The following is a 14,195-nucleotide window of genomic DNA, read 5'->3' as shown; positions in this document are numbered from 1 at the left end:
TCGACTTAGGCTTGATCCGGGAACCCGCGGCGAAACCATCGCCTTTTCACATCAGCCGTCTCGATCAAGTCGCACACGAAGACTTAAGACCGGCCGTGCCATGCTGCCGCAAATGGTAAAGAAAGCCCCCTTGCGGCGTTACGGAAGAATCCATGAAGAAACGGGGAAAATGACAAGAAAATTGTCGAGAAATATTCCCGTACAGCCACGCGACACCGCGATCAGAACAGGAAAAGCTCCCATAGTCCGAATCGACGAAAACGGGCATCATGACCACGTGCGGCATCGAAGCCGCTATGCAAACCCGGATCCGACGCACCAACGCCGCCGGCAATCCAACCCACTTTTTCCGGCTGAACTCAGTGAATCGTAAAATCAATGTCTTGCTGGTAGACGACCACGCGGTCGTCAGAACCGGTTATAAAACCTACCTAGGTCTATCTGAACGCATCGGCGAAATTTACGAGGCGGACCGTGGCGAAACCGCCTGCCAACTCTATTCCAAGCAGACGCCGGACGTGGTGGTCATGGATTTGTCGATGCCCGGATTGGGCGGCTTCGAGTCGATACGCCGCCTGTTGAGCCGACACCCGCAGTGCCGCATCCTGGTGTTCAGCATCCACAACGAACTGGTTTACGTGACCAGGGCGATCAAAGCCGGCGCGAAAGGTTACATCACTAAAAACAACGAGCCCGACACCTTGGTGACGGCGGTGTGCACGATCGCCGAGGGCGGTACCTATGTCGATCCGGATATCGCCCAGCAGCTGGCGATCAATATGGCCGTGGACCAGGATGAAGAGACCAAGATCAAGGCCTTGTCGCCGCGCGAATTCGACATTTTCTGCCTGTTGGCGAACGGCTTGACGTCGCGGGAGGCCGCCGAAAAACTCTGCCTGAGTTACAAAACCGTTTGCAACCACGCGACCGCGATCAAGGACAAACTGGGCGTAAAAAATATGGCGGAACTGACCTTGCTGGCCAGCCGGCAAGGCATCGTCAAACCGGCGTCGGACATCAATACGGCTGTCGTCTGAGGGCGGGTATCGTTAACGCCCCCTCTCCGCGCGGAAGAGGTTTCTGTTTTGATTTTTACGACAGCCTCCAGAGGCGAAGTGACCTCGCACTCGCCCCATCCTCGAATCCCAGCTAAAAACCGTCCCGACACGGACTCGGCGAACCTAGCTAGCGCCCGGCTGACTACGGCCAAAAAAACCGAAATTCACCGCGAATACTTAATATAATGTCGGGTCTTCACCTCACCAACAGGATAAAAAAATGGCTGATAATCTGATTGCACCCTCCATACTTTCCGCCGACTTCGCGCGTTTGGGCGAGGAAGTCGTCAACGTGTTGAATGCCGGCGCGGATATTGTGCATTTCGATGTGATGGACAACCATTTTGTACCGAATCTGACGATAGGCCCCTTGGTTTGCGACGCGTTGCGCAAGCACGGCGTGACCGCGCCGATCGACGTGCATTTGATGATTGAACCGGTCGATCGCATCATTCCCGACTTCGCCAAGGCCGGCGCCAGTTACATCACCTTCCACCCGGAAGCCTCGCGCCACATCGACCGCAGCCTGCAAATGATCCGCGACCACGGCTGCAAATCCGGCCTGGTCTTCAACCCGGCCACGCCGCTGTCCTTCCTCGACCACGTCCTGGACAAATGCGACATGATTTTGCTGATGTCGGTCAACCCCGGCTTCGGCGGCCAGTCTTTCCTGCCTTCCGCGCTGCCTAAATTGCGCCAGGTCAGAAAAATCATCGACGACAGCGGTTTGGACATCCGCCTGGAAATCGACGGCGGCGTCAACACCGCCAATATCCGCGAGATTAAGGAAGCGGGCGCCGACACCTTCGTCGCCGGTTCGGCGATCTTCGGCAAGCCCGATTACAAAGCCGTCATCGCTGAAATGCGCGCCGAATTGGCGAAAGCCCAGTAAACCGTCTCTCCGGCGAAAGGACCGAGCCCGCAACGCTTACCCAGTCCGATTCGCTTCAGTCTGTCGCCGGCTATATGGCCGGCGACAGCTTCTTCGCTTGGCCGGCTCCTCTGCCCGGCTCAATGCGTGCCTGGCTCTAAGTTCACACCGCGTAATTCGTGACTTTCCCAACACCACGCGAGATCGCAGTGCTATTGAAAATCCGCCAGCCATCCCCAGACTCTTGGAAACTTTATGCCGATCCGGCAGTCAGTTGCGACACCGGCCGCGGGGCCGGCTTATTTTAACGTCAGGGAGCCATTCCTATGAATCCACAAGAACGCGATCAACTTACCCAGTTTTTGAAACCCTTGAGCGAATTCAAATTGACCGCCAAGGACGCCGAAGCCGAAGCGCTGATCGCCCAGGCAGTCGCGCGACAGCCGGATGCCGCCTACCTGCTGGTCCAACGCGCGATGTTGCAAGACCAAGCCCTAAACGCCGCGAAAGCACAAATCGCCGAGCTTCAAAACCAATTACAGAACACGCCGCAACGCGGCGGATTTTTGCAAAACGACCCGTGGGCGCAACCGTCGGGCGCGGGCGTTCCGGGTGCCGGCAGCTACCAGCCCCCTAGAACGGCGGCAATGCCGTCGCAAGCGAGCGGTTTCGGCGGCGGTTCCAGTTTTCTCGGCAACATCGCCACCACGGCGGCTGGGGTCGTGGCGGGATCGTTTTTGTTTCAAGGTATCGAAAGCCTGTTGGGACACCACGGCGGCGGATCTGCCTGGGGAAATCACAACGGCGCCAACGAATTGATGCCGGAACAAACCGTCATCAACAACTATTACGGCGACGACGCAATCCAGACCGCCCAAGCGGACGATAATCGCAACGACTATTTGGTCGGCGACGATAGCGGCTATGACGCCGATGCCGTCGATGACAGCGATTCCGACTGGATTTAACCAGCACAGAGACCTTTCTTCGCGCGCCCGCCGATTCGTCGGGTGCGCCTCACCGCCCCATCACCAACAATCCGTTACCGATCGCGTCCGCAAACCGGCGCAGTCAGGTCTATTGCTGCCCCCTCCGTCACCGAAATACCCGCAACTCCGGCCATTTCCATACTTGCCGGGTACTAACTTTCGGCGACATTCGCACACCAATGTAAACGCGTTGCTCTAAACCCTCGAATCCTGCAAACGCAAAGTCTTTTAAGCCCCTTTTACGATATCACCCAAAAATTCCGCTTGACTCGAATTTGAGAATCATTATCATTTGTAACCGACAGTGTTCTCTCGTCCTGTCACGCCGCACCTGCACAACTTGAACACGTTAAACAGCGTGCGGCGTTTTTGATCATTTCCAAAGTTAGCGGAGGCATCATGTTCGACGATCAACTATCCAGCCCGGCCCACGGCCGTGAATTGACGCAGCTACACACGATGACCTGCTTGCTAATGACCCAATTCATCAACGGCCGGCATTGCCCGAAACTAGCGCACCGCATCGTCAGCCAGCTGGCGCTGCTGTTAAGCCATCCGCAATTGGACCATACCGCCGCCAGTCGCGATATGTATTTACAGCTGCACGACCACTGGCAGCGCGTGACGGGCTTATTGCTTGATCGGCGGGACGGCGGCCTGCCGCGATACCAGTAAATTCGTCGCGACCCATTCCGGAAGAAACCTATGACTGAAACCAACACCAACCCAACGGCAAAAACCGCCGGCGCCAATGCCGAGGCCTTGCGCAACCGACCGCGACTGAACAGTCGCGCGCTGTTCGGCGCCCAAACCGAGATCGTCATTGAGCACCAAGGCGAAGAATACCGACTGCGCATTACCAGCAACGGCAAACTGATTTTGACCAAATAGCGCGTTCCATCCACCTCAGCCAGCCACCCTCCGGTAGCCAGCCAATCTTTTCCACCCTTGACGGAGAGGCTGTCATGTTACCGACCCACCGCTTACGTTCGCTATCCTGCCTGGCGCCGATGCGCTTTTTGCCGGCCGAGCGTCCGTATCAATCCGCAGCCATCACCGCACGCACCGCCGAAATCAACGAAAGCGGCTTAGGTTTGGTTTTGGCAATCGGACTGCATCTGACCTGGTTCGGCTTGATGCCGAACAGTGATACCCAACCATCGCCGACGCCGCCGCGCCCCATCATGGTGGAATGGATCAATAGCGCCCAACCGGCATCGGAGCCGCCGCAAGTCCAGCCAAAACCGCCGGTCCCGACACCGGCCAAGGCGGTCGCCAAAACCAAGGCCGCCGCCAAACCGCTCAAGCAACCGCGTCTAATCGCGGCGGCCAACCATGAATCCGCCTCAAGCGTCGCGCCGGAACCCATACCGGAATTGCCGCCCGCCGAATCCGCGCCAAACCCCGCAATCACCCCTTCGGCGCCCGCGTCGACGTCCGCGCCAGCGGAAACCGCCAACGCCTCCGCGCCGTTGAGCCTACCGAACCTGAACGCCGATTATCTAAACAATCCGGCGCCTACCTACCCCCCGCTTCTCGCCAACTGGGCGAACAGGGCAAGGTTCTGATCCGGGTCCTGGTCAACGGCGGCGGCGGTGTGGACCAAGTCACGTTGCGAAAAACCAGCGGCTACGACCGCCTCGACCAAGCCGCGCTGGAAACCGTCAAACAATGGCGTTTCGTACCGGCTCGACGCGGCGAACACACCGTCTCCGCCTGGGTCGTGATACCCGTTTCATTCTCTCTGGAAGGATAAACCATGGAACTCAACCAAAGCCTCAATCACTTTCTGAGCCAAACCGACAGCGTCGGAGCCGGCCTGTTCGGCCTGCTGCTGACGATGTCGGTGGCCAGTTGGTATTTCATCGTCGTGAAAGCGTGGCGCGCGGTGCGCGTGCGGCGCCAAGCCGACGACTTTCTGCGCCGCTTCTGGAACGCGGACACCTTATCCGAGGTCGCGAGCCAGGTGCGAGGCCGCGATCCATTCAGCAACCTAACCCGGCATGCGCTGGCGGCCAGTCAGCACCACGCCCGCCACGGCCACGGTTTGCAGCAAGCCGGCTCGGCGAGCGACTTCCTGACCCGAGCGATGCGCCGCGCCATCGACGAAGAAACCGCCCAATTGGAATGGGGCCTGACCGCGCTTGCCTCGATCGCCAGCACCGCGCCTTTCGTCGGCCTGTTCGGCACGGTGTGGGGGGTTTATCGCGCGCTGGTCGGTATCGGTCAAGGCGGGCTGGCAACCTTGGACCAGATCGCCGGACCGGTCGGCGAGGCGCTGATCATGACCGGCCTGGGTTTGGCGGTCGCGATTCCGGCGGTACTGGCCTATAACGACTGCGTGCGCGGCAATCGCCTGTTGCTGTCGCGCCTGGACGGCTTCGCCCATGATCTGTTTGCCTTCCTGACCACCGGCAGCGCGCTGAATCCGGGCCAGATCCCCACTCAGCCCATCGGCGCGGAACTGGCTTACGTCGGCGGAGAACACTAATGGCTTTCGGCGGCTTCGACAAACAGGGCGCCGGCGGCCACACCGTGTCGGAAATCAACATGATCCCCTTGATCGACGTGATGCTGGTGCTGCTGGTGATTTTCATGATCACCGCGCCGATGATGACGCACGCGGTGAAAATCGACCTGCCCAAGGCCAGCAGCATTCCGCAACGGCCCGAGCAACCGCCGATCGCGCTGTCCATCGACGCGGACGGCGGGATATTCTGGAATCGAGACGCGATCGACCGCGACGAATGTCGGCGACGCCTGACGGAAATCGCCCAGTCGCCCGAACAGCCGGAACTGCATGTGCGCGCCGACCAAAACGTGCCGTACCGTTTCGTTGCCGAGACCTTGGCCGATGCCGCCAAGGCCGGCGTCACCCGAATCGGTTTCGTCTCCGAGCCGGAAAAACCTTAACCCGCGCGGCCGGACCGCGATCCGGCCAACCCGCCACCCAGCCTTCGACCGCCAGGTAGCCGAATACTCGAGGACAACGCTAGTCTCACGGAGCACGCATGCGAATTCCGATGTTATCGGTACCGCTCCCGGCGCGGAACCCGAGCACTGATGGCAAGGCTGCCGCGAACCGCCGTTTGAACAGCGCGGCGGTCGTGACTGCGACGGATGCCGACCAGGATAGGTCGGCCGACAAGGATGTCACCCTTCCGTTTGCCGCCAAGCCATCGAACGGCCCGACGACGCCATGGCGTCTCCGGCTGATAGAGAAAGTACCGATTTATTAATGCTACCTTGTCAGATTCTCGGTAGTGCTCGTCATTTCGGCAGGGATTGCCGAAATCCAGACCCCACGGACGGATCGAAGCTTGCCATCCATGGCACTGGATGTCCGCTTCCCGGCGGGCATGACGGCATTGCTTAAATCTGACAAAGTAGAATTAACCCGGCCCTTATAAACACCGTTCGCCCCGAGCCTGTCGAAGAGCACGCCAGCCTGGGCTTAGCCGAACCCAGCCCGAACGGAAATACCCGTGATAGATGGGACCGCTTTATAAATCGGATTGGCCGACCGGCCAACTCGGCGAACGACAAGGCCCAAACGGCCTGTCGACATTATTTGACCTTAAACCCCGTCAGCCCCCTAGCCAGCGTGCCAGGCAGCCAGCGATTCCGACTGCTTGCGACAACACATGGTTGACATACACGAATTTTCGACGATACCCGGCGTCCGACGCCGCTATCCGAAGCCGCTGCCCAAGCGGGATGCGCGGCATTGCCGGCTGTGCCTGATGCTGTGGCTGCTGGCCGGCCCGACACACGCCGAAGAGCCTTCCACGGACGCGGCGGAAGACCTCGAGCTACCGACAGTCACGGTCAAATCCGCCGCGGAAGTCAAAAAGACCGCCTCAGCCGGTACCCAATCGACGATAGAAGCGGCGACCATAGAGCAACGCATGGTCCGCGACATCAAGGATCTGATTCGCTACGAACCCGGCGTCAATGTCGGCAGCGATCCGCAACGTTTCGGCTCGACCGGCTTCACGATACGCGGACTAAGCGGCAACCGGGTATTGATGCAGATCGACGGCGTGCGCCTGCCGGATAGTTTCAGCATCGGCTCGTTCGCCAATTCAACCCGCAACGCGGTGGACATGGACGCGCTGAAAGCGGTCGAGATCGTACGCGGCAGCGGCCCGGCGGCCTATGGCGGCGACGCGCTGGGCGGCACCGTCAATTTCGTCACCAAGGACCCGCGAGACTATTTGAATGTATTCGGCAAAACCAGCTATACCGGCCTGAAATTGCATTACAACACCACCGATAACCAATTCAGCCAAACCGGCACCGCCGCCGGCGCGCTGGGCGGCTGGGAGGGATTGGCGGTGTTCACCCACAGCCACGGCAACGAAACCGACAACCAAGGCGGCATCGACAGCCGCGATGCGCGGCGAACCCTGCCCAGCCCGCAAGACAATCAGGGTTACAACCTGCTGGCTAAATTGCTGTACCGCTTCAACGACGACAACGTGCTGCGGATCAGCGGCGAATGGCTGAACAAAGTCTCGGAGTTCGACGCGTTGTACGGCCAGAATCTGGACATCAGCAACCGCTTCGTCAACCGGATGTTGACCGACGACGACCAATCGCGTTGGCGACTGGCACTGGACCACACGCTGAAAGCCGTGCAAACGCCGCTGTTCGACCAAGTCTTCTGGCAGTTTTACACGCAACGCTCGGCCACCCGCCAGGTCACTTTTCAGGACCGGACCTCCAATGCCAACGGCCACGTATTGGTCGAGCGCATCTTCGATTTCGATAACCAGGACTTCGGCGGCCAACTGCGACTGGACAAGCATTTCCAGTTCGCCGTCGGCGAGCACGACCTGCAATACGGCGGCCAGATCAGCAAAAACAGCGTGGCCCAGCAGCGCGACGGCACCCTGACCTGCCTTACCGGCAAACCGCGTCCGCCGCGCCAGGGCGGCGTCACCCCGGAGTGCGGCAACGGCAAGGGTACCGTCACCCATACGATACTGCCCGACGAATTTCCGGTGCGCGACTTTCCGCTCAGCACCGTTACCAAGGCCGGCGCTTACCTGCAGGACACGATAGGCCTATTCGACCGGCGCGTCGAACTGATCCCCGGCGGCCGTTGGGAATACTACCGGCTATTGCCGCAAAGCGATTACCTGTTCGAAAAAGCTTCGGCCCAAGCCGTCGCGGAAGGCGCGGCCCCCATCGTACCGACCATTAAGGACGCCGAAGCCTTTCTACCCAAATTCGGCGCGCTGCTGCATTTGAACGCCACCTTCACGCTGCACGGCCAATATAGCCACGGCTTCCGGGGTCCCAACTTCAGCGACAGCAATCTGGGCTTTACCAATGCTACCTTCGGCTACACCACGATACCCAACAGCGCCTTGACTCCGGAAACCAGCGTCGGCGCCGAAGTCGGCTTGCGCGGCCAGGGCGGCGCCGGCCAATTCGACGCGACCTTGTTCCGCAACGACTACGAGGACTTCATGTACGACGCGACCATCTGCGATCAAGGCAGCGGCTGCCAATACCTGACCTTTCAAACCGTCAACAGCCCCGATCCGATCCGCATGCAAGGCGTCGAATTCAAGAGCCAAGTATTTCTGGATTGGTTTTGGCCCGAACTGTCCGGCGCCAGCCTGCTGCTGAGTGGCTCCTACACCGAAGGTACCAATCTGCGTAGCGGCCGGAGCGATGATGTCGCGTTGCGTAAGATCAGTCCTATCAAGGGCGTGGTCGGCCTGCGTTACGATCGAGCCGCCGGCGATTGGGGCGGCGAACTGATCCTGACCCTGGTCGGCCCCAAGCAGGCGGCCACCGCGCCGGCCGACGCCAGCTATTTGACCAGCGGCTACGGCGTCGTCGATTTCAACGCCTATTACCGGATCAATCCGCACGTCAGCCTAAACCTCGGTGTGTTCAACGTCTTCGACAGCCGTTACATCGATTGGGAAGACGTGGACACCCAGGAAAGCAATCCGCACCGGAATTTGGGTCCGTTCGCCAATGCCGACATCCGCGACCGCTATTCCCGGCCCGGCCGCAACCTCGGCGTCACGCTGAAAATCGCTTACTGAAGAGAACCACGATGAATCATAGCCACCGGGCCAACGGCCCGAAAAAACAACTGGAAGCCTTGTTCGACGAACTGTTGCACCACGACGGCTTCGGCGAATTGCGCGTGGAAATGCGCCTGCTCAAGCGCGGCCAGAAGGAAGTCATCATTCATTGCGGCAAGCAATACCGCTATGTCGTGGATTTCCAGTCCCGCTACCGGCCGCCGACGGAACTCGCCGCGCCGCCGCGCGAGCGGGCTGGCCTGGACGAAACCTCATGAGTTTTTCCCATCCGCCACCGCCGATGGCGTCAGCCATCGTGGATCGCCGGCTCGGGGCCGAAGCGGCGGATCGTATATTCGGCAATACCCGCGCACCGTCTTCCTGGCGAAGAGCTGCGTTCACATTCATTCAAAGGACATTACCCATGAAACACTTGCATCAATCGACCCTGATCGCCAGCCTGCTGGCCGTTTCCGGCATCGCCAACGCCGATTACACCAACAATCCCGATCCCTACGCGGCCGGCTACGGCTTCGACACCCCGAGCGAAGCCGCTTGGGGCGGTTGGGATCGCGGCGACACCGGCACGCTCTACGCGGAATGGGACACCTTCGTCGACAGTTCCTACCCCGGCACTCGCACCGCCGCGCCGGACGTCGGCAGCGCCGGCACCAGCAATGCCAATCTGGCCTGGAACAGCGGCACCTTCGTGGCAGGCTCGGGCAATCTGTACAGCTTCAGCGTCGTCGAAAACTTCGTCGCCTCGCTGAGCGGCAGTACTTCCGGCGCCACCCGCGCGGTGCTGCAATTCGAAACCTGGGGCGTCGAAGCCAATTACTCCAGCATTCTGCTCAACGGCGAGGCGCCGACCTATACCGCGCAGACCTACTACGATCCGGCCTACGACAGCTCGTTCGGCGCGGTCGCGCTGGTGCAGTATCTGGCCTTTTGGGATCTGCCGACCGCGGCGGCCAGCTATCAATTCACGTTCGGCAGCGCCGAACCCAGCCTGAGCCTGGGCCAAGTGGCAATCGACATCGGTCCGCTGACAACCTCGGGCGGACCGATTTCCAACGTGCCGTTGCCGGCGGCGGTTTGGATGTTCGGTACCGGTCTGATGTCGCTGCTCTACGCGAACCGCCGTAACTCCCTGGCCGCTTGATGCGACCGCCGCCTTGCGCGAGCCCCCGCCGCGCAAGGCGGCCCCTTCCTCGACCTGTAGGAGAATCGCTATGCTAAACACTCAATTGACCCAAGCCACCGCGCCGGACACCTTAAAAGCCGCATGGCGCGAATTGCTAAGTTGCCGGCCGCACCTGCGGATACGCGACGCGGCCGCCACGCTGGGCGTCAGCGAAGCGGAACTGTTGGCCACGGGCTGCGGCGACAACGTCATCCGGCTGCAAACCGGCGACTGGCCGGCGCTGCTGAGCGGCGTCGCCGCACTGGGACCGGTGATGGCGCTGACCCGCAACGCCGCCGCCGTCCACGAAAAAACCGGCGAATACGCTCGGCCGCAAGTCCACGGCCGGCTGGCGATCGTCGCCGGCCGCCGCATCGACCTGTGTCTGGCGCTAAGCGACTGGTATTGCGCTTACGCGGTCAGCGAAACGTCGACCGACGGCCCGCGCCGCAGTCTGCAATTCTTCGGTGCCGACGGCGAAGCCGTCCACAAGATATATCTATTATCCCAACCCTTAAAGACCGTTCGCCCCCAGCCTGTCGAAGGACGAACGACCTCGGGCTTAGACGAACCGAGCCCGAACGGAATGCCCTCGAGCAATCGGACCGGGGTCATAAACCAAGGCGCGAATATCGAAGCCTATTGGGATTTAGTCGAGCGCTTTCGCGCCGCCGATCAGTCGGCACGGCTGGAACTGCCCGCCACCGCGCCCGGCGCGCCGTGGCTAAACCCGCAGCCGGAGTTGCCGGCCCAATGGCAGCGCTGGACCGCATTGTGGCGCCACGCCGAAACCCGGCAAGCGGCCGCGTGCCTGCCGGCCGGGCTGTTTCGGGATTTCGTCGGTCAACTGGCGCAAGCCTTGCTGCCTATCCACATCCTGACCGCCAGCCGCGCCGCGTTGCAAGTCCATGCCGGCCCGGTGCAAAACCTGCGGATTACCGGTCCCTGGTTCAACATCCTCGATCCCCAGTTCAATCTGCATTTAAACGAGACCGCCATCGATCACTTGGCGATCGCCGAACTAGCCTTCCGCCACCAACGCTTTAGCGGCCTGCTGCTGCGCGACGGCGCCGGCCGAACCGTCGCGGCGCTATGCGGCGAATTCGACGAAGACGCCGGCGAGAGTCCGCCGTGGCGCGACTTCCTGGCGGCACTACAGCGCTCGGCATCCCCAAGACCAACCCAGGTCTAGCCCGACCACTTTGTCATTTTTTCCCGGAGAACTTTTATCATGAACCACCCAAACATCGATCTCGACCAAGTCCGCGCCGCCTGTCAAGCCCTGCCGCAAAGTTTCGACTCGGTGCTGATGGCGACCGTCGGCGCCGCCGGCGAACCGGAAGCCAGTTACGCCGCCTACGTGCGCCACGACGGCGACTACTACATCTACGTCAGCGAACTATCCGCCCATACCCGAAACCTGCTCGACAACGGCAAGGTCTGTCTGCTGTTCGTCGAAGACGAAACCAAGGCCGCGCACTTGTTCGCCCGCCAGCGCGTGACCTACCACTGCGCCGCCGCCGAAATCGACCGCGATACCGCATCCTTCGAATACCTGATGAGTCTGTTCGAGGAAAAATTCGGCGCCTTCATCCGCCAATTGCGAAAAATGCAGGACTTTCATTTGTTCCGGATACGGCCGCAACGCGGCAGTTTCGTGCAAGGTTTCGCCAAGGCGTTCGCGATCGAAGGCGACGACTTGGCGCAAATCCGCCACGTCAACGACGTCGGCCACCAGACCCGCGAACCGGCCGAAGCGCCGGCATAGGCGGAGCGACTTTAGCCGCGAGCGAGGCAGCCTATCAATCCTGCCATTAAATACCGTTCGTCCTGAGCCTGTCGAAGGGCGAACTACCTCGAGCTTCGACGAGCCCAGCCCGAACGGAGCACCAGGGATAAATAGGGCCTAATGAATGAATCAAACGAAAAACCCAACATGAAACAGACTACATCCCTATTGATCCGGCCTAGTGAAGTTTTAATATCCGTTCGCCTTGAGCCTGTCGAAAGGCGGCTTGTACTTCTACCAAATCAGCACGAACGGTTCACACAGTTAAGGGCCGGATCAATAAGCCATAAACTTGCGCGAGCCGCCTGCGCGGCCCTCTTTTGGCTAACCGCCGCCGCGCCGGCCGACGCCACCGTGCCGAGCCGCATCGTCTCGGTCGGCGGCGCGTTGACCGAAATCGTCTACGCCCTAGACGGCGCCGAGCACCTGGTCGGCGTCGACAGCACCAGTCTGATCCCGGCTGCCGCCCAGGCGCTGCCGCAAGTCGGCTACATGCGCACGCTGTCGGCCGAAGGCGTGCTGTCGCTGCGCCCGGACCTGCTGCTGGCCAGCGCCCACGCCGGCCCGCCGGCGGTGCTGGAGCAATTGCGCGCGGCCGGCGTGCAAATTCAAACGCTAGCCGAGGACTATTCCGCCGCCGGCATCGCCGCCAAAATCGGCGCGATCGCCGCCTTGCTGGAACAGCCCGAACGCGGCCGGGAACTGGCCTATCAAGTGCAAGCCGACTTCGATCGACTGGCGCAATGGCGCGCGCAAAGCCGTGAACACCCCAAAGTGCTGTTTTTGATGGCGGTGGCTCACGGCGCGCCGCTGGCTTCGGGACTCGGCACCGCCGCCGACGCGGTGTTAACACTGGCCGGCGCCGCCAACGCCGCCGGCGAACTGCAAGGCAACAAACCCATCAGTACCGAAGCAATGGTCGCCGCCGCGCCGGACGTGATTTTGTTGACCGACGTCGCCGCCAACGCCATCGGCGGCCTGGAAGCGTTCTACCGGCAACCCGGCATCGCCCACACCCCAGCCGGCCGGCAACGTAAAGTCTTTATCGTCGATACCCTGGCCTTGCTCGGCTTTGGCTTACACAGCGGTCAGGCGGTGCTGGAACTGGCCAAACGGCTGCACGGCGAACCGGCAGTTGCCGCCGACGCGGGTGCCGGCCGATGACCGTCCATGCCGTGATGGCGACGGCGGGACCGCGTCTTCGGCTAAAACCGACCTTGAGCCGCGCCGGCCTGTGCTGGCTGCTGGCATTGCTGCTGGCCGTCGCCGCCTTGGCCTCGCTGGGCAGCGGCGCGGTCGCGATCTCGGCCGGCCAGGCCGCCGCCATCGTCGCCGACCGCGTCGGTATCGCCCTGCCCTGGCCGTTCGGCACCGACCAGCAAGCGGTGCTGCTGGCGATCCGCGCGCCGCGCCTGGTGTTGGGTTTGCTGGTCGGCGGCGCCTTGGCCGCATCCGGCGCGGCGATGCAGGGCTTGTTCCGCAATCCGCTGGCCGATCCGGCCTTGATCGGCGTTTCCAGCGGCGCGGCGCTGGCCGCGGTGGCGGTCATCGTGTTGCGCGACAGCCTGTTCGGCTCCGTGGCCGGCGCATTCGGCGCCTATTTATTGCCGGTCGCGGCCATCGCCGGCGGTTTTGGGGTCAGTTGGCTGGTGTACCGGCTGGCCGACAGCGGCGATCGGCTGGACGTAGCATCGCTGTTGCTGTCCGGCATCGCCATCAACGCGCTGGCCGGCTCGGCCACCGGCTTGCTGGTCTATCTGGCCGACGACGACCAGTTGCGCAGCTTGACCTTCTGGAGCCTGGGCAGCCTGAACGGCGCCGGTTGGGACGGCGTTGCCATCGGCGCGCCGTTTTTACTGGCCAATCTGCTGCTGTTGCCGTGGCTGGCCGATGCCTTGAACGCCTTGCTGCTCGGCGAAGCCGAAGCCGGCCACCTGGGCTTTCCGGTCGAACGCATCAAAACCGGCGTGGTGGCCTTGGTCGCGCTCGGCGTCGGCGCGGCGGTGGCCTTGTCCGGCGTGATCGGCTTCATCGGTCTGGTGGTGCCGCATCTATTGCGGCTGGCCCTAGGGCCGGACCACCGCTGGCTATTGCCCGCGTCGGCGCTGCTCGGCGCCTTATTGTTGATCTGCGCCGACTACCTGGCCCGCAGTTTGGCGGCGCCGGCCGAAATCCCGATCGGCATCGTCACCGGCCTGCTCGGCAGTCCGTTTTTTCTGTGGCTGCTGTTCCGGCAAAAACTGATGGGCCATTGA

Annotated in this window: 16 protein-coding genes; all 16 read left to right on the top strand. The window is 61.6% G+C overall.

The window, feature by feature from the left end:
* Positions 1-362 precede the first annotated feature (362 nt).
* The 16 genes from ACP4CD_RS03160 to ACP4CD_RS03085 all read left to right on the top strand — a co-directional run bounded on the left by ACP4CD_RS03160 (position 363) and on the right by ACP4CD_RS03085 (position 14,195).
* Positions 363-1,037, top strand: coding sequence for a response regulator (locus ACP4CD_RS03160; protein WP_064030099.1), 675 nt, complete (start codon positions 363-365; stop codon positions 1,035-1,037).
* A 241-nt stretch (positions 1,038-1,278) separates the two neighbouring features.
* Positions 1,279-1,950: a ribulose-phosphate 3-epimerase gene (gene rpe / locus ACP4CD_RS03155; RefSeq protein ID WP_071158193.1), complete on the top strand. Its 672-nt coding sequence runs from the start codon at positions 1,279-1,281 to the stop codon at positions 1,948-1,950.
* A gap of 305 nt (positions 1,951-2,255) precedes the next feature.
* Positions 2,256-2,897 carry a DUF2076 domain-containing protein gene (locus tag ACP4CD_RS03150; RefSeq protein WP_426993469.1) on the top strand — a complete coding sequence of 214 codons (642 nt, stop codon included), beginning with the start codon at positions 2,256-2,258 and terminating at the stop codon, positions 2,895-2,897.
* Between the two features lie 420 nt (positions 2,898-3,317).
* A complete protein-coding gene (locus ACP4CD_RS03145; protein WP_064030092.1) occupies positions 3,318-3,593 on the top strand; it encodes a hypothetical protein in 276 nt (91 codons plus the stop codon).
* 30 nt (positions 3,594-3,623) lie between these two features.
* Positions 3,624-3,809: a hemin uptake protein HemP gene (gene hemP / locus ACP4CD_RS03140; RefSeq protein ID WP_064030090.1), complete on the top strand. Its 186-nt coding sequence runs from the start codon at positions 3,624-3,626 to the stop codon at positions 3,807-3,809.
* 74 nt (positions 3,810-3,883) lie between these two features.
* Positions 3,884-4,486: an energy transducer TonB gene (locus ACP4CD_RS03135; protein WP_426993468.1), complete on the top strand. Its 603-nt coding sequence runs from the start codon at positions 3,884-3,886 to the stop codon at positions 4,484-4,486.
* On the top strand, positions 4,462-4,674 hold the full coding sequence (locus tag ACP4CD_RS03130) for an energy transducer TonB (protein ID WP_426994652.1): 213 nt from the start codon (positions 4,462-4,464) through the stop codon (positions 4,672-4,674). Before ACP4CD_RS03135 ends, ACP4CD_RS03130 begins: the two co-directional genes overlap by 25 nt.
* A 3-nt stretch (positions 4,675-4,677) precedes the next feature.
* A complete protein-coding gene (locus ACP4CD_RS03125; RefSeq protein WP_426993466.1) occupies positions 4,678-5,409 on the top strand; it encodes a MotA/TolQ/ExbB proton channel family protein in 732 nt (243 codons plus the stop codon).
* On the top strand, positions 5,409-5,831 hold the full coding sequence (locus tag ACP4CD_RS03120; protein ID WP_064030084.1) for an ExbD/TolR family protein: 423 nt from the start codon (positions 5,409-5,411) through the stop codon (positions 5,829-5,831). The genes ACP4CD_RS03125 and ACP4CD_RS03120 overlap by 1 nt, the downstream gene beginning before the upstream one ends.
* 731 nt (positions 5,832-6,562) lie before the next feature.
* Positions 6,563-8,986 carry a TonB-dependent hemoglobin/transferrin/lactoferrin family receptor gene (locus ACP4CD_RS03115; protein WP_426993464.1) on the top strand — a complete coding sequence of 808 codons (2,424 nt, stop codon included), beginning with the start codon at positions 6,563-6,565 and terminating at the stop codon, positions 8,984-8,986.
* A gap of 11 nt (positions 8,987-8,997) precedes the next feature.
* Positions 8,998-9,246 (top strand): hypothetical protein, encoded by a 249-nt coding sequence (locus ACP4CD_RS03110; protein WP_064030080.1) that lies wholly within the window; start codon positions 8,998-9,000, stop codon positions 9,244-9,246.
* Positions 9,247-9,392: 146 nt separating this feature from the next.
* Complete coding sequence (locus ACP4CD_RS03105; RefSeq protein ID WP_168029336.1) at positions 9,393-10,130, top strand: VPLPA-CTERM sorting domain-containing protein; 738 nt, start codon at positions 9,393-9,395, stop codon at positions 10,128-10,130.
* A gap of 70 nt (positions 10,131-10,200) precedes the next feature.
* A complete protein-coding gene (locus ACP4CD_RS03100) occupies positions 10,201-11,343 on the top strand; it encodes a ChuX/HutX family heme-like substrate-binding protein (RefSeq protein WP_426993462.1) in 1,143 nt (380 codons plus the stop codon).
* 39 nt (positions 11,344-11,382) lie between these two features.
* Entirely contained in the window at positions 11,383-11,919 is a 537-nt protein-coding gene (locus ACP4CD_RS03095) for a HugZ family protein (protein ID WP_082885592.1), read from the top strand.
* Between the two features lie 375 nt (positions 11,920-12,294).
* Complete coding sequence (locus ACP4CD_RS03090; protein WP_426993460.1) at positions 12,295-13,104, top strand: heme/hemin ABC transporter substrate-binding protein; 810 nt, start codon at positions 12,295-12,297, stop codon at positions 13,102-13,104.
* Positions 13,101-14,195 (top strand): FecCD family ABC transporter permease, encoded by a 1,095-nt coding sequence (locus ACP4CD_RS03085; protein ID WP_426993458.1) that lies wholly within the window; start codon positions 13,101-13,103, stop codon positions 14,193-14,195. The genes ACP4CD_RS03090 and ACP4CD_RS03085 overlap by 4 nt, the downstream gene beginning before the upstream one ends.

This window comes from Methylomonas stagni (assembly GCF_050154735.1).
In the GTDB taxonomy this organism is placed as follows: Bacteria; Pseudomonadota; Gammaproteobacteria; order Methylococcales; family Methylomonadaceae; genus Methylomonas; species Methylomonas koyamae_A.
The sequence above is the reverse complement of the archived record's forward strand: the minus strand, read 5'-3'. Positions and strand labels throughout refer to the sequence as shown.